19 protein-coding genes are annotated in these 20,276 nt (G+C 61.7%); 11 read left to right on the top strand and 8 right to left on the bottom strand.

Going from position 1 to position 20,276, the window contains the following annotated elements:
• Window positions 1-116: 116 nt before the first annotated feature.
• Window positions 117-683, top strand: coding sequence for a DUF3558 family protein (locus V2B23_RS08730; protein ID WP_430949984.1), 567 nt, complete (start codon window positions 117-119; stop codon window positions 681-683).
• 30 nt (window positions 684-713) lie between these two features.
• On the opposite strand, the gene V2B23_RS08725 is transcribed toward V2B23_RS08730, so the two are convergent.
• From V2B23_RS08725 to V2B23_RS08715, 3 genes are all read right to left on the bottom strand, one after another.
• On the bottom strand, window positions 714-1,865 hold the full coding sequence (locus V2B23_RS08725; protein WP_033235166.1) for an acyl-CoA dehydrogenase family protein: 1,152 nt from the start codon (window positions 1,863-1,865) through the stop codon (window positions 714-716).
• A 2-nt stretch (window positions 1,866-1,867) separates the two neighbouring features.
• Entirely contained in the window at window positions 1,868-3,049 is a 1,182-nt protein-coding gene (locus tag V2B23_RS08720; RefSeq protein ID WP_033235240.1) for a thiolase family protein, read from the bottom strand.
• 95 nt (window positions 3,050-3,144) lie between these two features.
• The gene (locus V2B23_RS08715) at window positions 3,145-4,587 is read right to left on the bottom strand and encodes an amino acid permease (RefSeq protein ID WP_092805585.1); all 1,443 of its coding nucleotides are present in this window, start codon (window positions 4,585-4,587) and stop codon (window positions 3,145-3,147) included.
• A gap of 142 nt (window positions 4,588-4,729) precedes the next feature.
• On the opposite strand from V2B23_RS08715, the gene V2B23_RS08710 reads away from it, so the two are divergent.
• Window positions 4,730-6,223 carry a PucR family transcriptional regulator gene (locus V2B23_RS08710; RefSeq protein ID WP_430949983.1) on the top strand — a complete coding sequence of 498 codons (1,494 nt, stop codon included), beginning with the start codon at window positions 4,730-4,732 and terminating at the stop codon, window positions 6,221-6,223.
• 96 nt (window positions 6,224-6,319) lie between these two features.
• On the opposite strand, the gene V2B23_RS08705 is transcribed toward V2B23_RS08710, so the two are convergent.
• Complete coding sequence (locus V2B23_RS08705) at window positions 6,320-7,873, bottom strand: SpoIID/LytB domain-containing protein (protein ID WP_430949982.1); 1,554 nt, start codon at window positions 7,871-7,873, stop codon at window positions 6,320-6,322.
• Window positions 7,874-8,204: 331 nt separating this feature from the next.
• On the opposite strand from V2B23_RS08705, the gene V2B23_RS08700 reads away from it, so the two are divergent.
• Entirely contained in the window at window positions 8,205-10,103 is a 1,899-nt protein-coding gene (locus V2B23_RS08700; protein WP_430949981.1) for an N-acetylmuramoyl-L-alanine amidase, read from the top strand.
• Window positions 10,104-10,136: 33 nt separating this feature from the next.
• On the opposite strand, the gene V2B23_RS08695 is transcribed toward V2B23_RS08700, so the two are convergent.
• Window positions 10,137-10,976 carry an HAD family hydrolase gene (locus V2B23_RS08695; protein ID WP_430949980.1) on the bottom strand — a complete coding sequence of 280 codons (840 nt, stop codon included), beginning with the start codon at window positions 10,974-10,976 and terminating at the stop codon, window positions 10,137-10,139.
• 75 nt (window positions 10,977-11,051) lie between these two features.
• On the opposite strand from V2B23_RS08695, the gene V2B23_RS08690 reads away from it, so the two are divergent.
• Window positions 11,052-11,246, top strand: a complete 195-nt coding sequence (locus V2B23_RS08690) for a hypothetical protein (RefSeq protein WP_430949979.1) — start codon at window positions 11,052-11,054, stop codon at window positions 11,244-11,246.
• Window positions 11,247-11,549: 303 nt separating this feature from the next.
• Window positions 11,550-12,074, top strand: coding sequence for a heme peroxidase (locus V2B23_RS08685; RefSeq protein ID WP_430949978.1), 525 nt, complete (start codon window positions 11,550-11,552; stop codon window positions 12,072-12,074).
• 218 nt (window positions 12,075-12,292) lie between these two features.
• Here V2B23_RS08685 and V2B23_RS08680 read toward each other — a convergent pair whose 3' ends face one another.
• A complete protein-coding gene (locus V2B23_RS08680) occupies window positions 12,293-12,523 on the bottom strand; it encodes a hypothetical protein (protein ID WP_430949977.1) in 231 nt (76 codons plus the stop codon).
• Between the two features lie 86 nt (window positions 12,524-12,609).
• Between V2B23_RS08680 and V2B23_RS08675 the strand changes: the two genes are divergently transcribed.
• Together V2B23_RS08675 and V2B23_RS08670 are read left to right on the top strand one after the other, a co-directional pair.
• The gene (locus V2B23_RS08675) at window positions 12,610-13,260 is read left to right on the top strand and encodes a uracil-DNA glycosylase (protein WP_430949976.1); all 651 of its coding nucleotides are present in this window, start codon (window positions 12,610-12,612) and stop codon (window positions 13,258-13,260) included.
• A complete protein-coding gene (locus tag V2B23_RS08670) occupies window positions 13,257-14,951 on the top strand; it encodes a hypothetical protein (protein WP_430949975.1) in 1,695 nt (564 codons plus the stop codon). The genes V2B23_RS08675 and V2B23_RS08670 overlap by 4 nt, the downstream gene beginning before the upstream one ends.
• Window positions 14,952-15,216: 265 nt before the next feature.
• Here V2B23_RS08670 and V2B23_RS08665 read toward each other — a convergent pair whose 3' ends face one another.
• Together V2B23_RS08665 and V2B23_RS08660 are read right to left on the bottom strand one after the other, a co-directional pair.
• The gene (locus V2B23_RS08665; RefSeq protein ID WP_430949974.1) at window positions 15,217-16,260 is read right to left on the bottom strand and encodes a hypothetical protein; all 1,044 of its coding nucleotides are present in this window, start codon (window positions 16,258-16,260) and stop codon (window positions 15,217-15,219) included.
• Between the two features lie 573 nt (window positions 16,261-16,833).
• Window positions 16,834-17,157, bottom strand: a complete 324-nt coding sequence (locus V2B23_RS08660) for a hypothetical protein (protein ID WP_430949973.1) — start codon at window positions 17,155-17,157, stop codon at window positions 16,834-16,836.
• 141 nt (window positions 17,158-17,298) lie between these two features.
• Here V2B23_RS08660 and V2B23_RS08655 point away from each other — a divergent pair, with 141 nt between their 5' ends.
• The 4 genes from V2B23_RS08655 (at window position 17,299) to V2B23_RS08640 (ending at window position 20,230) form a co-directional block, all read left to right on the top strand.
• Complete coding sequence (locus V2B23_RS08655; protein WP_024488228.1) at window positions 17,299-17,670, top strand: TIR domain-containing protein; 372 nt, start codon at window positions 17,299-17,301, stop codon at window positions 17,668-17,670.
• A 5-nt stretch (window positions 17,671-17,675) separates the two neighbouring features.
• The gene (locus V2B23_RS08650; RefSeq protein WP_430949972.1) at window positions 17,676-18,659 is read left to right on the top strand and encodes a caspase family protein; all 984 of its coding nucleotides are present in this window, start codon (window positions 17,676-17,678) and stop codon (window positions 18,657-18,659) included.
• A complete protein-coding gene (locus V2B23_RS08645; RefSeq protein WP_430949971.1) occupies window positions 18,659-18,940 on the top strand; it encodes a hypothetical protein in 282 nt (93 codons plus the stop codon). Before V2B23_RS08650 ends, V2B23_RS08645 begins: the two co-directional genes overlap by 1 nt.
• 183 nt (window positions 18,941-19,123) lie before the next feature.
• Complete coding sequence (locus V2B23_RS08640) at window positions 19,124-20,230, top strand: SHOCT domain-containing protein (protein ID WP_430949970.1); 1,107 nt, start codon at window positions 19,124-19,126, stop codon at window positions 20,228-20,230.
• Window positions 20,231-20,276: the final 46 nt, after the last annotated feature.

Raw genomic sequence — 20,276 nt, 5'->3', positions numbered from 1 at the left:
TCTACCGGGGGCGTATTAGCAGTCGTGATCACACCTGCTGTGGAACCGATACCCCGGTCCGATGCGTCCAAGCACGTGGGCTACCCGGGTGGGCAGCGGGAGGTGGGGACCGAAAGATGACACGCATAGTCGGAGCGCTGATGCTGGCGACCGTTCTGATCTCGGTGGTGACCGGTTGTGGTCGCAGCGTCGAAGGGACTGCGAGGGCGCAGGCGGCAACGGCCACGCTCGAAGAGTCCCCGACCGCCACCGCGCCGTCCCCCGAACCAGCAGCCGACGAGGGTCTGTGCAACATTCCCGAGGACGTCGCGACGGAGTTGAACGTCGACAAGTCCACCGCTGAGCGGTCGATGGAATCGGCTACCACGCTGCTGGACGACTGCGCGTGGCGTGGCCCGGATTTCGAGTTGCGAATCGCGAGCTACGACGTTGTTGCCGCCCCCTTTGCAGCGCGTCTTGCGCAGGAAGTCTCAGCCGACAGCAAAGAAATCACCATCGGTACACATCAGGCATTTGTTCTCACCCAGTCCGAGGAGGAGTTCGAACCCGGCTGCGTGATCGTCCTGGACATGATGGACAACAGCATCGTGGTCATCAGGGAAGACGACACCTACATCAGTCGCGCCAGCATGTGTTCTCGCGTCCGTTCTGCCGCCACCGCTATCGAGGACGCCCTGGAGTGAGATTGCCAGGACGTCCTCGAGAGCTGGCGTCTACAGACTCTTCGCGATGATTCCCTTCATCACTTCGTTGGCGCCGGCGTAGATCTTCTGCACGCGGGAGTCTTCGTACATGCGCGCGATCGGGTATTCGCGCATGTAGCCGTAGCCGCCGTAGAGCTGAACACAACGGTCGACGACGGCACACTGCTGCTCGGTGAGCCAGTACTTGACCATCGCGGCGTCGGCGCCGTCCAACTCACCGTTGAGATGATCCTCGATGCAATTGTCGAGGAACACCCGGCAGGTGCGTGCGATCGTCTGGCACTCGGCCAGTTCGAAGGCGGTGTTCTGGAACTCGAAGAGGCTGTGCCCGAACGCTTGACGCGCCTTGGTGTACGCGACGGTCTCCTCGACGGCCCGCTCGATGGTGCCGATGGCCTGAGCGCCGATGATGAGACGCTCTTGCACCAACTGCGCCATCAGCTGACCGAAGCCGAGGCCTTCGGACTCGCCCAGGAGATTCGAGACGGGAACGCGGACGTCGGTGAAGGACAGCTCCGACGTGTCGGCTCCGTGCTGGCCGACCTTGTCGAGCACGCGGCCCACCGCAAAGCCTTCGCAGTCACGCAGATCGACGATCAAGAGCGAGACGCCCTTGGCGCCGGCCTTGGGGTCCGTCTTGACGGCCAGCACGATCATGTCGGCGCTGCCACCGTTGGTGATGAAGGTCTTCGACCCGTTCACCACGTAGTGGTCACCGTCGCGGATAGCCGACGTCGTGATGGCCTTGAGGTCGGAACCTGTTCCCGGCTCGGTCATTCCGATGGCGCCGAGGATTTCGCCCGTCGCCATGCCCGGCAGCCACGCCTGCTTCTGCTCTTCGTTGCCGTACTCGAGCACGTAGTGCGCGACGATGCCACTGTGCACGGAGTTACCAAGCGCGTAGTCGCCGCAATACCCCTGCGCCTCGAAGACCGCGAGGTCGTGCGCAAAGGTTCCGCCGCCCCCGCCGTACTCCTCGGGAATTGAGCAGCACAGCAGGCCGAGCTTGCCGGCTTCGAGCCACACGGAACGGTCGACGCGATGCTGAGCGTCCCACTGCTCACGCTTGGCGATCAGCTCACGATCGAAGAAACCGCGGGCCAGTTCGGCGACTGCGGTGATCTCGTCGTCGTACCACGACGGCTTGCGCTTGGTTCCCATGATCAGACTCGCTTGAGCAGGGCTGCGAGGGCCTGGCCGCCGCCGATGCACATGGTGACGATGCCGAATTCGAGATCGCGGCGGACCATGTCGCGGGCTGCGCGCAGCGTCAGGATCGCGCCGGTTGCGCCGACGGGGTGTCCGAGCGCGATGGCGCCGCCGTACGGGTTGGTCTTCTCCGGGTCGAGGCCGGCGTCACGGATGACAGCGATAGCCTGCGAGGCAAACGCCTCGTTGACCTCGGCGGTGCCGATGTCGGACGGCTTCAAACCTGTTTGTGCGAAGAGCTTTTCGAGGGCGAGCACGGGAGCGTAGCCCATCAAGCCGGGCTCCATGGCTGCCGTCGTGACAGCTTCGAGGGTGACCAGACCGGTCAGGCCGCGCTTGGCTGCCTCGGTGCCCGTCGCGAGAACGAGGGCTGCTGCGCCGTCGTTGATGCCCGACGCGTTACCGGCGGTGACGGAGCCACCCTCTTCGAATGCGGGGCGCAGCTTCGCGAGGGTTTCCATCGTGGTGCCGGGCTTGGGGTGCTCGTCCTCGGTGATGGTGACGGAGCGACGGCCACCGGTTTCGACCGCGGTGATCTCCTCGGCGAAAGCGGCCTTTGCGGCGTCGGTGGCGGCGCGTCGCTGCGATTCGACGGCAAACTCGTCCTGCTGCTCGCGGCTGACGCCGTACTTACGGGCGACTGCTTCGGCGGTGCGGCCCATGTGGGCGTTGCTGAAGGGGTCGGTGAGCATCGCGACAGTGCCGTCGACGAGGCCGTGATCGCCCAACTTGAAGCCGGCGCGGGCCGAGAAATCGTAGAACGGCATGCGGGACATGCTCTCGTCGCCGCCGGCGAGCGTGATGGCGGCAGCGCCCCAGCGCATCTGCATTGCTGCCGACCAGATTGCCTGCAGACCGCTGCCACAGAGGCGGTTGACGGTATACGCGGGAACGTTCTCGGGCAGTCCGGCTGCGATGCCGACGCGGCGCGCGTTGTAGGCGTCTGGACCGACCTGGCCGATGCAGCCCATGACAACCTCATCGATGTCCTCAGGTGCGACGCCGGCGCGGGTCAGCGCGGCCTTGGCAGCCGTGGCGCCGAGCTCGTGTGCGGGGACGTCCTTGAAGACGCCACCGAAGCTACCGACCGGGGTGCGAGCCCCGTCGACGATGACGATCGGTTCGGGTGTGGTCATGATTGTCCCCATCTGCTGTGCGCACGGCGCTCGAAATTCTCGGTCCGTGGCCGATACTAGGACATCTAAGTATCGCGCAGATGGGGACGTAGGCGTCAGGCCTTTGTAGTGACTGCCGCTGTTGTCGTTTCCACCGTGGGGGTTACCTCTGCCGGGGCGGCCCCGGTCTTGTTGTCGTCTGTCTTGTCGTCGTTGCGGTAGCGATAGAGCCCGATGCCCACAAGGATCGCCGCAAGACCCAGGGACACGAACATCTGGCTACGGGTCGAGTCGAGGACGACCATGCCGATGCAGAGCGCGATGATCGCGGCAATGGTGGCGTAGGTGAGGTACGGGAAGAGCCACATCTTCAGTTCCAGTTCCTGGCCCGACGCTTCGAGCTTGCGACGAGTTCGCAACTGGGACACGGAGATAACGAGCCACACGAAGAGCGCGATCGCACCGGACGAGTTCACGAGGAACAGGAACACCTTGTCCGGGGACAGGTAGTTCATGCCAACCGTCAGGAATCCGACGATGGTCGAGACCAGCACGGCGCGCATCGGGACGCCGGTCTTCTCGATGCGGGAGAGCGACTTCGGGGCGTCGCCGCGGCCGGCGAGGGAGAAGATCATGCGGCTTGCGGTGTACAGACCGGAGTTCAGGCAGGACAGGACTGAGGTGAGAACAACGACGTCCATGATGTTGCCTGCGGCCGGGATGCCGTACGAGTCCATGACGGCGACGTACGGGCTGAGCGCGACAGATGCACTGTCCCACGGCAGCAAGGTGACGACAACGGCAATCGAGCCGATGTAGAAGATGAGGATTCGCCAGACGACGGACTTGACGGCTGCGCGAACAGCTTCGAGCGGGTTGGCCGATTCACCAGCGGCAATAGTCGCGATCTCGGCTCCGAAGAACGAGAACACCACCACAAGGACCGCGGCAAGCATCGCTCCCGTGCCGTTGGGCAGGAACCCGCCGTGGCCGGTCAGGTTGGTCATGCCGGGGGCTTCGACGCCGGGCATCCACCCACAGATCGCAACAACGCCCATGCCGAGGAACGCGATGATGGCAACAACTTTGATGGACGCGAACCAGAACTCGAACTCACCGAACGACTTGACCGAGATGATGTTGGTCAAGGTCAGCACGATCATCAGAATCAGTGCCCAGGTCCATTGCGGAACACCCGGTACCCATCGGTTCATGATGAGAGCGCCTGCGGTGGCCTCGATTCCGAGGACGATGATCCAGAACCACGCGTACAGCCAGCCGATGGAGAAGCCGGCCCAGCGGCCGATGGCCTTGTCTGCGTACGAGGAGAACGACCCGGTTTCCGGGGACGCTGCCGACATCTCACCGAGCATGCGCATCACGAGGATGACGACGACGCCGGCAAGTGCGTAGGAAATCAGGACGCCGGGGCCTGTTTCCTGGATCGCCACGCCGGAGCCGACAAACAGTCCGGCCCCGATGACGCCCGCGATCGCGATCATCGACAGGTGCCGCTTCTTCAGCGTGTGCTGAAGCGCGGGTTGGTCCGTACTGGACATCGAAACTCCTTGTGGGATTCTGGTTGCGCTTTTTGGCTAGCGCCAGTGTCGGACCTCGAGCCCCGTCGCGACAGGCTCCACTTTGTACAAACGTGACCGCAGGCACTACATAGTGGCGCGCGGCAGGTGCCAGACTGAACCCATGCCCATCACCCTGCGCCAGCTCTGCGCGACCGAACAGTTCGGCCTACGCGTACTGGCCGGGCAAGACCAGCTCGATCGTGCCCTGACCTGGGCACATGTCTCCGAACTCCCCGACCCGACGCCCTTCCTCGACGGCGGCGAATTACTCCTCATCACCGGGGTGTCGCTACCCATGACGGCGGCGGGAACAACCCGATTCGTGCGGACCCTGGTGGGGGTCGGAATTGCCGGAATCGGTTTCGGAACCGGCCTCGGATATGAGGAAGTACCGCAGGCTCTCGTGGATGCGGCTACACGTTTCAACGTGCCGCTTCTCGACGTCCCACTGCGAACGCCGTTCATCGCACTGACAAAAGCGGTGTCCCGGGCGCAGTCCGAAGACGACATGAAAGCGCTGCGCAACAACTATCAGAGCGTGCGACGGCTCCTCCAAGCCGCCGTGACAGTCAACGGGACCCGAGCAGTTGTGCGCCGAGTCGCGGAGTTGATCGGCGGATGGGCGGCCCTGCTGGACTCGGCCGGCCACACCGTCGAGATATCGCATACCGCGGCAGGCGCGGGAATCGAGCGCACCGCTCCCGAGCGTGAGGCCCGCCCGATGGAGGTCAGCTTTGTCACGAGCGAGAACGAGGACGTCATCTCCCATCCCTTGACCACGTCGCGGGGCAAGCTGATGGGATACCTCGTCGCCGGCTGCCCCGGCGCCGTCGGTTCACTGAACCAGGGCATCGTCATCACCGCTGCTTCCCTGCTCACGTTGATGACGGCCCGCACCCGAGATGCGCAACTGACGATGAATCACTTGCGCACGGTTGCGATGCATCAGCTCTTCGAGGGCCAGAATACGCTCGCGCGCAACATCTCTGGAGAACTGTGGGGAGGATTTCCGGTCGAGCCCTTTCAGGTCTTTCATGTCGCCGGCACCGTCGGCCTACTCGAGAGCGTGTCGGTCTCATTGCTCGACGGCCTGAGTCGTGATCTGGCATTCGGCATCACCGACGGCGCACTCATCGCCGTCGTCTCGGCTACGGACAGCGAACGAATCCTCGCTCGTGTCAAAGGTATCGACGTAACCGTCGGCGTGTCGGAGATGCTGTGGTGGGACGATCTCTCGCGCGCCAGGAGGCAGGCCGCGCAGGCAGCAGCCGAGGCCAGCGCCCGCGACCTGCCCTCGATGCGTTTTGCAGAACTCTCCGAAAGCGGATTGTCGGCGTTTCTCGACCCTGATCGGTCGACGGCTTTTGCGGCCGCCCATCTTCGACCACTTCTCGAAGCGAAGGGTGGCAGCGATCTCTACCGAACCTTGGCCATGTGGCTGGCTCACAACGGAGTAGGCGACGCTGCGGCCACTGCGCTGAACATTCACCGACATACGTTGCGCAGCAGGCTCGCTCGCATCGAGAGCCTTCTGCAACTCGATCTCAGCTCCCCCACCGAACGGGCCGAACTGTGGCTCGAATATCGACTGCTCGGCGACGCCCCCACCATCTGATCTCCGGGCCGTAAACGACCTGTCGGGCCTACACCGGATTGCGGCGAGGCCCGACAGAATCGTTTTTGTGCGAGGTAAATATCGACCGATCTTCCCCTAGCTCATATCCGTCGGTATCCACTCGCGGAGCACGTTGGCATCAACTACCTGCGCACCCAAAATCTCGGTCCAGATGATGGTTCCATTTTCGAAGACGCGGAAGGTGCCTGCCTCGGAGGGTAACTGCATCTCCGGGCCGACCGGAGCGCCGAGAGTGCCGGTGGCGCCACCGAACTCTCGATACTTTGCCTCGATCTGCGTCTCGACAACCGTACCGGACGAATCAGTAATTTGCGAATTTAGTTCTGGCGCTACAGTTTCCGATACGGGACTCTCTACCACACCAGCGCCGTCTCCGATAGTGAACCAGTCGGATTTCAGTCCCAATTTCATCCTCGCCTGCATTCCGGTGACACCGACGGTTGCCTTTGTTCCGACAACTTCGAGAGCCGTGACGCGGCCGCCGTCGACGCCGAGGCCGTTTCGGGAGAGAACTTTCAGTGACGTCAATTCGCCGACCCCGAAGGCTTCCGCGATCTCGCCGGCGGAAAACATCTGCGTCCAGTCGTGATTGGGCGAGATGGTGTCACCTTCGTCTGCCACAGCGGGGAATGCTCCACCTGAGCTGTAACCGCCTGTGGACGAGGAGAATTCGGTTGCAACGATGTCACCGTCGCGTGAGAGAACTGCGCCGGTGGTGCTGCGCACGGCCTCGGTGGTTCGTGGGTCTTCCTTGCCTGCGCCGCCGTAGACCTGGCAGTCCTGCGTGTCGCAGGTATCGGCGTAGGAGCTGCGATGTTCGACTGCGGCATACGACCGCGCTGCGACGGCTTGAGCCCGTAGTGCTTCCGCCCCACCGGAATCGGCCCAATCGGCCTTCGCCTCAACCGGCACGACTCCCAGTAGATAGTCCTCCATGTCGAGCAGGTTGACCGTGCGCGCCGCGCCGTTGTCGAGCACAACACCAAGTGCGCCGCGATACGGGGCGTTGTCGTCACACATCGTCAAGAACTGGTCGGCGGGCCGGTCCGGGGCCAGATCGACCGGGTCCACCCACGGATGATTTGTGACCGCTTCCCAGACGACGCCGCCGCCGCAGCCGCTGGTGACGACCACACTGGCGCCGCCGCCGGGAAGTGCGGTCAAGTGGGCAGCTTCGCCGGGCGCGGTGCGCTGACCGTTCACGACCATTCCGGCGGCGGAGTACACGTCGAGCGTTTTGTCGTCGCGGGCCGTCAACCGAACACTCATCTGAGCGGGCGGCATGGAGTCGAGAACGGTGCCGCCGTAGTAGTGGCTGAGAATTCGCTCGCCGGACCAACCCTGGTTTTTGGCGTAGCCGTAAGCGCCCCATTGACCCATTCCGCGGCCGTGGCCGTTGCCGTGACCAGAGAGAGTGAATTGAGTGTCGGCGGACACGACGGGCATAACCGACGGCTCGTCCTGGTACAGAGTTCCGATACCTCCGACGGCAATTCCGAGCGTCAGAGCGGGAATCAATCCCAGCACGGAGATACGCATCACGGAACGGCGTCGACCGGGTCCACTCACCAGGAAACGGCGTCTAACAGGTGTTTTACCTGCGGTTCCGCTTCGCTCGTTCTTCGCCATCCACGCTCTCCTCATCGCCACCGGACTCACGGGGTTGCGAAGTCGGTTCTCCGCACGTGGTCCAGTCCACAACGATTTGGCTAAAGTCTCACCCTAAGGTTGAGCGTTATGGACTCTTGTGACTAGTGTGGCAAGAGTGCCTGGACTTAGCAACACCAGTCACACGAGTCACATCCGCATCACGAGTTGCAGACATATGCGACCGAAAGATGGAGTTGATCCGCGCAACATGGCCTCCGACCTGCTCGGATCCGGTTCCGGCCGATTCTGTTCGAGGCCGTAACCGGCCCTGAAATTCGCTCGTAAGTAACTACAACCGAGGAGTCATCCCTTGCCACACCGTCGACCGAAGCCCTCATTCGTACTTGGGGCCGTAGCCGCACTGGCTGTCGCAAGTCCTTTTGCGGTATACGGCCTCACCAACGACACGCCTGACGTCCGCTCGGCAAACGACACGTCGTCCGTGGCGGCCCCCACCCAGATCTCGCAGGTTCTGCTCGCGTCGGTCCCCGACATCGTCATTCCGCTCAAGGAACTGACGGGGCTCGATCTGCCCGACATCAACCTCGGAGATCTCAAGGCACTGATCCCCACGGACATCGCGCTTCCTCCCGGAATCACGATTCCGACGGAGCTCCTGCCGGCACCGGCCGATCCGGCTGCGCCGACGGAAACGCCTGTTCAGGATGAGGAATTCCCCGGCGCTGTGGTTAAGCAACTCACTCGCGACGCCCCGTTCAGCATGGTCGCGTTGACCTCGGACACCGTCGACTCGGCGAAGTCCAAGATCCGCGCGCTGTCCGAGGACGGCATCTGGGGCCCGTGGTTCTCCCCCGATGCAATCGACGCCGAACAGGCGACGAACACTCTCTCCGCTACCGAGCCCCTCTACGTCGGACTCACCAAGGCCATCCAGATTCTGACTCCGCGGGATGCACCGGCAACCGATGCAACACCCGCGCCCGCTTCATCGGCGCCGGCAGAGGTAGCGCCCACCACTGAGGCCGCCCCGGCTCCCGAAGGCGAACTCGGTTACACCCCGGCATCGGTGTCGAAGCCGCTTCGCCAGGTCGAGACCACCGCGGACGAGGTCACGGCAGTACTTATCGATCCGGGCACCAGCCCGGCGGACGACAATCTGCAGGCAGTTGCGGCGCCGTTCTCCACCGGCGGTCCGGCCGTGATCACTCGCTCGCAGTGGGGTGCTGACGAGGGCCTGCGTTGCGACAGCCCGACGTACGACGACGGTCTCGGCGGTGCCACCGTGCACCACACCGCGGGCATCAACAACTACACGAAGGCCGAATCGGTCGGCATCGTCCGTTCGATCTACGCCTACCACGCGCAGACTCTCGGCTGGTGCGACGTCGGATACAACGTCCTCGTCGACAAGTACGGCCAGATCTTCGAGGGCCGCGCAGGCGGTCTGGACAAGCCCGTTCAGGGTGCACATGCCGGTGGGTTCAACGAGAACACCGTCGGTATCGCGATGATGGGCGACTACTCCACCGTTCAGCCGTCGTCGGCGATGCTGAATTCGGTTGGCCAGTTCCTCGGATGGCGGCTCAAGCTGGCCGGCCTCAATCCGCTCGGCCGCACCACCATGTACTCCGAAGGCACGCCGTACACGCCGTACCCGCAGGGTGCTGCAGTCGATTTGCCGATCATCTTCGCTCACCGCGACGTCGGAAGCACCGCCTGCCCCGGCGACGCTGCGTACGCCCGCATGGGTGAAATCCGCCAGATCGCAGCCAACGCGGCTAACGGAGTAACGGCGCCGGCCAACCCCGTCACGCCTCCAGTCCAGAAGCCCAACACTCCGGCCGACACCGTTGCCGGCGGCACCGGGTCTACCGTGACGGACCTGGTCAACCAGGTTCTGAAGTTGACGGACGATTCACCGCTCGCGCAGAAGTGGATCGCCGAAGGTGGCGACCTCGGCCGTCTCGGTGAGGCGATCACCGGAGAACTGCAGGCCAAGTTCGGCAATCTGGGAGCGTTGTTCCAGAACGGCGCTATCTACACCTCCCCCAACGGGGGCGTGTACACCGTGGTCGGTGAAATCTTCAAGGCGTGGCAGAGCTACGGATCGGATCTGGGTTCACTCGGACTCCCCATCTCGGACGAGTACTCGATTCCGGACGGGTTCCGTAGTGACTTCGAGAACGGCGCCCTGATCTTCAATCAGATCACCGGTGTAGTCACACAGATTCTCAATGCCGTGGGATAACTCCCGTGGGAAGTCCTCGAGCGCTGGTGGGTTTTACGACCACCAGCGCTCGAGGACTTTTGCGACCCCGTGCTGGGAATTGGTCTCGGTAACCTCGTCTGCCGCTGCTTTTGCCTCGGGGTGGGCGTTGCCCATCGCGACACCGAGATTCGCCATCGCGAGCATCGGAATGTCGTTGGGCATGTCGCCGAATGCCACCAAGCCGGACAGGTCGAACCCGAACTGATTCGCCGCAGCCACAAGGCCCGACGCTTTTGTGATGCCGAGAGCCGAGAGTTCGATCAGCCCGTTCTCCGTCGAGTACGTCATGTCTGCCAGCGATCCCACGTGCGGGGCCAGAGCGTCGTACATTGCGGTGCTCGTCATTCCCGGCCGACGGATCAGCAGTTTGACGGCCGGGACAGCCAGTACATCGTCCTCGGACATCTCCGTGTTGTCGGGGTTGAGCCAGGCATGTTCGTAGTCCGGGGAGCTGACAAATTGTGGGGTGGCCGCGTCGTGGGCGCTCTCCCCCACTCGTTCCGCTGCCAGGCCGGCACCGGGAAGCACGCTGATCGCCAGTCCCGAGAGTTCGATCAGCGCCTCCACGGACAGGGTTGCGGCGCTGAGCACGCGATCTGCGTAGCTGTCGTAGACAACAGCGCCGTTGGCGCAGACCGCCAAAGGTGCGTAACCCAGACTCTCGACGACCGGTGAAATCCAGCGCGGCGGACGACCAGTCGCCAGCAGGAACGGTGTTCCCGATTCCACGACGGCATGAATCACCTCGCGGGTGCGAGCGCTGACCAACTCGTCCTCGTTGATCAACGTGCCATCGACATCTGTCGCGACAAGTGTTGGGCGGGCTGGGTTGGTCGGGCGCTCTGGGCTCACCCCGCCATTGTGCCTGTGAGGTACGACGGTCTCGCTCGGTGTCCGACATTATTGATACATCGAGAGGTGGGGCATATGAGCGATAGGAACTCTCCGCGCAAACGATCGGCGGTGGAAGCTGCCGCCTATCAGGCGACCAAGCATGCGCGGGTAATCACGAATGCGGATCTCATCGCGGTTGTTGAAGGGTTGGCCGGCGAATCAGCGCCGTCGACGAGAGCTGACTTTGTATTCCCCGACCTTGATCTCACGAAGGACCTGTTCGACTAAGCGACACTGGACGCATTGCAGAACCACCGAAAACCAAACGACAATTCACAACAGCGGTGGGTTCACCGGCGATCCTTTCAATGTAGGACGACTGGTGTCCGGTGTAGACAACCTTGACGGACAATCGAACTTTCTGCTGTGGAACCGACTGCGCAGCTCGACGTACTGCGCCTGGCGTCCGCGAGAAAGGGTTCATCATTTGGCGTTCCCGGCTGAACTTCCATTTCACTAAGTGATGTCAGAGCTGTCGGGCATAGTGCATCAATGTCGCCACCCAACATGTAAACAGGCCAGAGGACAAGCATGCCCGCAACAAACGATGACCGCATAGAACTTCTCGCAGAACGCTGCGATACCGACCTCGGCGACCCGGATCTGTGGTTCCGCCCTGACGGTTACCCGCACAGTCTCGCGTTGTGCATTATCGACTCGATCGCGTCCACCGGAGCTCACTACAACTCCGTGAAGAATGTCCTGCGGCATTACATCGACTATCGGCTGGCGCAGGGTGGAAATGCCGACACCGACAATGTCGGCACCCTGTTGGGCACCTTCGACGAACTCGGCGGCCCGCAGCAATGGGCCGCGATGACAAACAATCGCAAACCCACCTCGACCACGAAAGGCGCCCCACTCAAGGCCGAAGCGATATATGACGCTGCATCTCGGCTTCATGAGCGGGACATTGACAGTACCGACGCCCTCCGAGCGGCCACCACCGACGAACTTTCAGACACGAAAAAGGCCTGGACCACCGTGTCGGGACAGCGCTCCGGTCACGTGGAACTACTTCCTGATGCTCGCCGGCATTCCCGGAGTGAAAGCTGATCGAATGGTTATCCGCTATGTTGCTGACGCGATCGGATCCACCGCGGAGAGTGTGAGCGCGACCGATACCGCCATCCTGGCGAAGGCAGTATCAGAGCAGTCGGGCCGAAATATCACGAATCTCGATCATGCGATCTGGCGATTCCAGTCCGGCCGACCCGTGAACCAATCAATCTGATCGAAGAGTCCGGTGCAGGCGCAGCAAGCGGTTTCTGAGGTCATTGATTCTCTGTCACCGGATATGTCGGCAGACTGTGCCATTCTGTTCCAGACAAATCGACGATAGAAACGCGCCATGCCACCTGGCTGGTGTGGGCCATGCGCTGTGAAGAATTCGACGAGAGCGAGAAACAGATGAGTACCGCGAAAAAGAATTCACCTGCCGAAGGGGTAGTGGAATTCATCGGTGCCGTCGCCTTTTTGGCAATTGTCATCGGCGCAATCGCCACCGCATGTTCCTAATTGTCGTCCAATTTACCGAATTTCAGCTAGGCGCCGATTCGAGGAGTACACACGATCATGCACACTCACCATCATGAGTAACGGACGCAACTGCGACCCCGCGGTTGTCGCCGAGAAGAAGACCCGAATTCGCGACAACCATGTGGCGCCTTTGAACTCGCTCGCGGACCGGGTCGCCGACGCTGTCGGACTTCCCCACGGGCACGTGCCCTACGTGGATCCGGACCAAGGCGGGACCAACGCGAGAGTCCTTGTTCTACTGGATAATCCATCGACGAAAGCCGAGGCCGATACCGGATCCGGCCTGCTCAGTCTTGACAACAACGACCGCACCGCACGCAACTGTCGCGAAGCATATGAACGTGCAAGCATCTCCTGGAACGACGTCGTGCATTGGAACGTCGTCCCCTTCCCCGTCGCGGGCGTCAAAAACGGTGGATCCACCCCGGTCGAACGGACCTGCGCAGCTCAGTGGACCCGCGAATTCGTCGCGCTGTGCCCGAATCTGGAGATCGTGCTGCTGTTGGGCGTCGCCGCACGGAACGGTTGGGAGCGCGCCGGCATCGAACGCGACTTGTATGTCGTTCCAGGGAACATTCCTCATTGCTCCGATCGCGGCTTGAACTCGCCTGGCGGACGGGAGCGATTCGAAGCGGCCGTCACCGAGATCGCACTGATACTTACGACCAGAAACATGACACCGACAGGAAGCACGCGTAAATGAACGAGACACCGAACATCGAGAGTTCACCAGTAAGTGACGCAATGGAGGTCGTCGATAGCAACAGTCCCGGCAACGAACTCGCTGTTTCTGTCGAACCCGAGGGCATTCTCGTTGCCGGAGACCCGAATGTCGTAGCCGGATATCTCGCGCGCCTGACCGACCTCGCCGGCGAGGCACTCGCTGTTTCCGGCGTCAGCAAGACCTCGATGGCCAATGTTGCCGCTGCCGCAGTCGGAGTGAAAGCTATTGCCGCCCAGGCTGGCCAGTTCGTGCGACTGTCCCCGGACAGCGTCCAGGCATTGAAGACGTACAAGGTGTTGCCAGGTGACAGCGGCTTCTTCCGAATGACCGTCGTCGACGAAGTAGGAAAGTTCCGTCAGCAACTGCAGTGGCAGAAAGTGCCCCTCGGCCCCACCCAAGCGTTGTCCCTGCAGTTGCTCGCGGTGCAGGTCGCGCTCGAGGTGGCCATTGCGTCGGTGAACGAATCGATCGCCCGCGTCGAGGGCAAAGTCGAACAAGTCCTCGTCCTCGCCCAAGCGTCCCGCGTCGGTGACGTGGTCGGGCACTTTACGACCTTGGATCGGCTTGTCACCACGCTCGACGAACACGGAGCTCTGCCGACCGCGGACTGGGAATCTGTTGCCGGTCTTCGCCCCACCCTGAGTGTGACCATCGAGCGCCTCCGCGAACACGTCAAACGCACCTTGACAGGGTTCGATGCCACTCGGCCGGTCCAAGACCGCGCCGACTACCTCCGCCGGGCAATCGAAGAAAACCGCCTCGGCGAATCCCTGCATCTGTTGGTAGTCAGTGAACAGTCGCTATATCTGTGGCAGCGGCTGCGGATTGCCCGCGTTCAGGCCACCGAGCCGCAGCATCTGCAGATGGTGCTCGACGACGCACGCACAGTGCTGGCCGAGCATTTCGAACGCGACGGCGAACTCTTGCTGCACGCGCGGTCGGAGCTCTCACACTTTGCAAAAATGCACCGACTCGACGGGTTCCGGTGGGGCGCCACCCACAATCTCAAACACGACATCGTCAAACTCAAGGACGACCTCGACGATTTCGCGCAGGCACGTGGCAGTCAGGTCATGGGATGGACCGACCACGAGAGCCCCAGCGTTGTCGACGCATTAGCGGAGGTCGGAAGTCGGGCAGCATCCGCCGGCGGCGCCGTCGCCGGTGCGGCAGGAAAAGCGATCGGCGCCGGCGTCTTGGGAGTCGGATCCGGAATCGGGTGGTTGGGACGCGGGATCGGCAACCTCGTCGGTTCGGGAAACCAACAAGCGGACAAAGTCGAGATACCTACGCCCACAACAGAACATCACCGCAACCTGGACACACACGTCGACGACGAAATAATGCCCGAATCCTCAACGCACACAACTCAACCCGACCCCAATCCGCCAATTGCCTACGACGACGACATCCTGCAACTCATGCTCTTCGGGCATCTGCAAGTCGGCGACCGACTGAGCTACCACGACACTGAACGCAAACGCACCTACATCGCGACGGTCAAACGAGACGGATCGCTCGAGGTCGACGGGAAACGCTACGGCCCGCCCTCAGCTCCGTTGACGGAAATCATGGGACGGCAACGACACGGCTGGCGGGACTGGCAACTCGCCGACGGCCGCCAACTCCGACAGCTACGGCGCCAGGTACACGCAGAAATGTCCCGGTGAACACATTCGGCCCTCTGCCACTGAACGCCGAGGGCCGGATAACACACCTCCGACACCATCCATCCACTCGCCGTGAGCCGCTGTTGTACCGACCTCAGAAGGGTGCTGCGGCTCTGGAGCCCAAGGCGAATCAACTACACGCTGTTGAAATCAAGTTAGCAACAACCACGAAATACCCCGCCGATCGAGGTCAGGGATGCCGGTCGCCCTCTTGCACACCATCCACAGGATGTGGGCAAATTCGGCGTCAAACTACGAACCGGATCTAGCCGGAAATGGCCGCGCCGACTTGTCTGGCTATCTCCTCGAGATCCGGATGCTGACTGGCAGAGAGGGTTTTCAACGGCCCGAGCGCCGGTTCGTCAATGCGGAGGTCGGATGCCGTGAAAACGACGTCGGCGGGGTTGGTGCGCTTCCAGTTGCGTTCCATCATCACGCGATCGAACACCGCAGCGTATATCGCTCCGGGTTTCGCCGCACGCAAGACACGTTTATCGTTGCGTAACACAATGACTCGCGCTTGCGTTGCGGAAGGAGCAACCGCAAATGCCTCTTGCACGGTGGCAATGACGGTAGAAGCGATAGCGTCTTTGTAGAATGCTGCTTGTTCGGCAGAACTTCGTGCCCGCAGGGTTTTCGACTTCGGATCACGGATATATCCGCCGGCAATCTCGGACCCGGGATAAGTGATCACGAGCGTCACGAAATTATCAGCACCGTCAGTACCAGCGTCAATACATGTCGATACTGATGCGTTGTCGGCGAACGCGTCGTCGACAACCCTTATCACCGTGTACTGATCGTGGCTGGACAGACGCGCCCAGTCTTTGTCCTCGACTTCTTGCAACCGTGCAGCGGCGAGTTGCGCAGCGGCGGTGATACGCCACAATCCGCGCCACCCAGATCGAATGGGTTTCACGATTTGTCGTGTAGCCGTCGGAAACTTTTCGCGGTGCACGTTCAATAATGTCTGCTCTGCTTGCTTTGTTTCGGTGAACTTCTTCTCTGCGCGCCTCTCCATCGCCGACGACAGCACATCAAACGCCAGAACAGTGGCACCCAACGTCAGTTCCGCGTTCGAAACGGTACGAGATCGCGACGATCCGGTACGTTTGGCAGGTCTCTTGTTCTTCCGGTTTCCTGATGATGTGGTGCTGGCAGTGAATGGACCGAAACCAGAACTCAGAGTGGACGATCCGCCACCAACGTGCACACGAGCCACCCGGGGTCCGGCACTCGTACGTATCCCACGCCCGGACGCACGCACCGACAAGCCCGGCGCAATTTTAAAGCCGACAGACAGACCCATGCGTGACTTCCTAATCTATGACGAATATTTTGCAGGAGAGTAGCTGACACTACCGACACCGCCGGAGAAGTCGGGATGAAGAGTTGTGCGAGGTATGTATAGGCTTGGCCGCCTCAGCCGGAACCTGGCGCTCCACGGCACTATGAGACCCCTACGGGCGACACTGGCAATCCCGGCAGTAACCGAGGCGGTGTGGTAGCCGTGACGCGCCTCGGCGTTCCCGGTGGCAGCGGCATCGACGCTGCTGCCGGATAGTGTCCAGGCATTGGGACATCCTGCTACAAAGCGTAGAACAGGGCAATACCGACTGCGCGGCTTCGGTCCAGTACGACGGCACCTCGGGGTATGCGCCACCCACTTGTCGGAAACTAGATTCCAGAGAAAACTCGACATAGATTTTGGACACGAGTTCTCGACAGATCCGAACTGCGCGTATCCAGTGGTCGACAGGCTGACGAGTATCGATCGATAATCGACAGCCATCGCTGATTCGAGCGCCTTCATGATCGATCACCCTCAACAGGGGAAACGCAATTGCACAGCTGCATCGAGAGATCTCGACTGTAACGTCGGCTAATTCCAGAAGTCGTCTTCGCCGCGGTCCGCGAGATCACCGTGCATGATCATGTACTTGCGGTTCTCGCCGGCAATCACGTCGAACGCTGCAGCGGCAGTCATGCCGTCGACAGCCATCAACACCATGCGCCGAGCCAACGCGTTCGCGACATCTTGATCTGCATCATCGAGCCAACCGAGCTGCAGGGCTTCTTTGTCGTCCGTCCACAGGACACCCAGGTGCGGAATCCGCTGCCAACGACCCTTACCCTCGGGCACTCCACCGAACCGCCTGCCGACAGTCACCCTCTCGAAAGAGGTACTGACGAAACGTTCGTGCACTACTTCTCCTCTATGCGTCTGAACTGTTAATCCGATCGTGGCATCTCAACTCTCAATGATGTCGGAGGTGACCGGTAGGTTTCTTATTGAGTTCATTCGCAGCCCATGAGGGCCGCAGCTCGATGGCGAGGAGATCACACAGTGGCTGAGACTAAAGTCGTTTTTGTCGCATTCGCGATGGAGGACGAACGGCAGCGTGATTTCTTGAAGGGTCAATCGCTGCACCCGCGTGCCCCGTACGAATTCATCGACATGTCGGTAAAGGAGCCGTACGACTCGGGGTGGAAAGAAAAGGTCCGCACCCGTATCCGCCGCTCACACGGGGTGATCGTGCTGGTAAGCAAGAACTCGCTGACCTCGGACGGTCAGGCATGGGAAATCCAGTGCGCCAAGGAGGAAGGCAAACCGATCCGAGGCATCTGGGCCTACAAGGATGACCGCACGGTCCTCGCCGGGGTGAGCACGGTGACGTGGAGCGATGACAACATCGCCGGCTTCATCGATTCGCTCTAGCCGATATGCGTAAGGCGCTGATCGTCGGCATTGATCACTACGACCACATCTCCCCTCTCAGCGGGGCGGTGAACGACGCCTACAGCGTTAAGAGCGTCCTGGAGCGCAACGCTGACGGCACCCTCAACTTTGCCACTCCGCGGCTGATGACCGGAACCGGCCCGACCGCTCAAATCACCCGAACGCAGCTGCGCGAGGCGGTGGAGGAACTGTTCAACGATGATGCGGATATCGCGTTGTTCTACTTCGCCGGTCACGGCTACATCGATGATACCGGCGGGTTCCTCTGCGCGAGCGACTGCACGTCCGGGCATGACGGTCTTGCACTTTCCGAAGTTATGTCGATGGCTAACCAGTCCAAAGCGAAGAACAAGGTCATCATCCTCGACAGCTGCCACGGCGGAATCGCGGGAACTAGCGGGGTCGCGAAGCAGGTCGCGGAGATTTCCGATGGGGTGACGATCCTCACCGCGTCGACTGCGGACCAATATGCAATGGAGACCGGCGGCGGGTCCGGAGTATTCACCAGTTTGTTCGTCGACGCGCTCAGCGGCGCAGCCGCCAACCTCGTCGGTGCGATAACCCCCGGCAGCGTGTATGCACACATTGACCAGTCGCTGGGAAACTGGGCGCAGCGGCCGGTGTTCAAAACGAACGTGAAGAAGTTCGTCTCGCTCCGGGAGACAGATGCGCCGATCGAGCTAGCCGAACTCCAAAAGCTCACCGTCCTATTCCAGGACCCCACGACTCAGCTGGCGTTGGACCCAAGCTACGAACCCGAACGCTCTGGCGGCGAAGACCCGTCGATGCCTGCGCCGGACCCCGCAAAAGTGGCGGACTTCGCCGTGTTGCAAAACCTCGTCAAGGTCAACCTGGTCCGACCCGTCAACGCCCCCCACATGTGGCATGCCGCGATGAGGTCGACGGCGTGTGAGTTGACCGTACTCGGCCAGCACTACTGGAACCTCGTAGAGCAGAACCTGATCTGATGCCGACCGACGATCAGATCCGCAACATCCTTGAGAGTGATGAGCTGATGCGACGCCTAGCGACGGCAGAGCACGAGCGGTGGGCTCACTGGCAACAATACGTCCATGACCAGGGCGAACGACGGAAAGATGGCTCGTTGGTGATCCCCGCCGAACTGGTCGCCCGATGGGACACGCAGATCGCCGCCGCATACGCAGACCTGTCTACTGAGGAGCAGCAGAGCGACCAGGATCAAGTGCGCCGCTACCTACCGATTGTCATCAAAGCGCTTACCGACTGAGGCTGCCCAGTTAATTGCTACGTCCGACAGAACGACTACCTTGCGGGCGGGTGGAGATGGGTGCCACTCGTCCGCCCGGTCGTGTGATCTACGCATTCTGTTTTCGATCGACGTCCTCCGCCTTGATCACCAGACGGGGTGCGAAGATCCTTCGTACAGCATCAACACTGCAGAAGGAACGTCATGGAACCCGTATTTTCGCCCCGACTCAAGGAGAAGACCGCAGAGAAGTGGCTGGCGAAGCTGACCCCGCACCTACTCCCGGGCGAACAGGTGTGGGCACTGGCTAGGACAAACCAAGTCCGACCCTCGATGGACGGTATTGCCGTCACCAATGCACGCCTCCTCGGGTTCTCCGGCATCGACCTTGAGGCCAAGGGCACCAAAGTTACCGTCGACGCCGACCACATCAGCCGGTACGAGTTCGTGAAGAAGCTCTCCGGCCCACATCTCACCGTGACCACCCAGACCCAGGAATCCCTCGTCTTCGGCTTGATCCACGCCGACGAGATCGCGTTCGTCTGCCACCATCTCGACTTCCTGATCTCGACCGGATTCTCGGCCGAAGTTCGGGACGCCATCCGCACCCACGAAGCAAACACCGCCCAGCAAGCCGCCTCAGACACTCGAGCAGAACACGACCTCGCCGCACGCCTGAACAGTGTCAATACCGTCGGGTCACCACTGAAAGACAAAGGCTGGATTACCATTCACGACCACGCCGCACCTGGAGAGTTGCCGTGGTTCATCCTCAACAACGGCTCAGCCGGGTTCCTCGCCGCTTTCGAAGATCGGCTGATCATCGCCAAGGTCGGCGGCATGGCCGGGTTCATGACCGGCTCCCTCGGCGGCGGCCGGGTCACCACCTTCCCTTACACCGACATCACGAACATCGAGTACAACAGCGGCATGGTCAACGGTGTCCTGGAGATCCTGACACCCAGCTACCAGGGCACCGCTAACCACGACTACTGGCGCTCGTCGAACAAATCCCGCAACCGTGCGGCCGACGACCCCTGGACACTGTCGAACTGCCTTCCGCTACAGAAGGTGCTTTACAGCCAGGCGCTGCCGCGAATCAACGAATTGCAGCGCAAGATCGCCGATGCGAAACGACCACAGGTCATCGTCCATCACGCCCCGCAGCCCACTCCCGCCGCTGCCCCGCCCGCCGGCGGTCTCGCCGAGGAGCTGCAGCAGATTGCGAACCTCCACAGCCAAGGGTTGCTCGATGCCGAGGAGTTCGCCGCAGCCAAGCGGGCGACAATCGCCAAGCACAGCAACCACTGATCGTCAGTTCCGCGCGCACATGCACCCATCCCGCGCTTTCACGGAC

Source organism: Rhodococcus sp. 24CO (genome assembly GCF_050586165.1).
Classification (GTDB): Bacteria; Actinomycetota; Actinomycetes; order Mycobacteriales; family Mycobacteriaceae; genus Rhodococcus_F.
Note: the sequence above shows the minus strand (reverse complement) of the source record. Positions and strands in the feature narration are given on the sequence as shown.

What these genes read in the sequence shown, in the direction of transcription:
- V2B23_RS08730 (WP_430949984.1), top strand. Translation starts at nt 117, where the DNA reads ATGACACGCATAGTCGGAGCGCTGATGCTGGCGACCGTTCTGATCTCG.
- V2B23_RS08725 (WP_033235166.1), bottom strand. Translation starts at nt 1,865, where the DNA reads ATGGGAACCAAGCGCAAGCCGTCGTGGTACGACGACGAGATCACCGCA.
- V2B23_RS08720 (WP_033235240.1), bottom strand. Translation starts at nt 3,049, where the DNA reads ATGACCACACCCGAACCGATCGTCATCGTCGACGGGGCTCGCACCCCG.
- V2B23_RS08715 (WP_092805585.1), bottom strand. Translation starts at nt 4,587, where the DNA reads ATGTCCAGTACGGACCAACCCGCGCTTCAGCACACGCTGAAGAAGCGG.
- V2B23_RS08710 (WP_430949983.1), top strand. Translation starts at nt 4,730, where the DNA reads ATGCCCATCACCCTGCGCCAGCTCTGCGCGACCGAACAGTTCGGCCTA.
- V2B23_RS08705 (WP_430949982.1), bottom strand. Translation starts at nt 7,873, where the DNA reads ATGGCGAAGAACGAGCGAAGCGGAACCGCAGGTAAAACACCTGTTAGA.
- V2B23_RS08690 (WP_430949979.1), top strand. Translation starts at nt 11,052, where the DNA reads ATGAGCGATAGGAACTCTCCGCGCAAACGATCGGCGGTGGAAGCTGCC.
- V2B23_RS08685 (WP_430949978.1), top strand. Translation starts at nt 11,550, where the DNA reads ATGCCCGCAACAAACGATGACCGCATAGAACTTCTCGCAGAACGCTGC.
- V2B23_RS08675 (WP_430949976.1), top strand. Translation starts at nt 12,610, where the DNA reads ATGAGTAACGGACGCAACTGCGACCCCGCGGTTGTCGCCGAGAAGAAG.
- V2B23_RS08670 (WP_430949975.1), top strand. Translation starts at nt 13,257, where the DNA reads ATGAACGAGACACCGAACATCGAGAGTTCACCAGTAAGTGACGCAATG.
- V2B23_RS08665 (WP_430949974.1), bottom strand. Translation starts at nt 16,260, where the DNA reads ATGGGTCTGTCTGTCGGCTTTAAAATTGCGCCGGGCTTGTCGGTGCGT.
- V2B23_RS08650 (WP_430949972.1), top strand. Translation starts at nt 17,676, where the DNA reads ATGCGTAAGGCGCTGATCGTCGGCATTGATCACTACGACCACATCTCC.
- V2B23_RS08645 (WP_430949971.1), top strand. Translation starts at nt 18,659, where the DNA reads ATGCCGACCGACGATCAGATCCGCAACATCCTTGAGAGTGATGAGCTG.
- V2B23_RS08640 (WP_430949970.1), top strand. Translation starts at nt 19,124, where the DNA reads ATGGAACCCGTATTTTCGCCCCGACTCAAGGAGAAGACCGCAGAGAAG.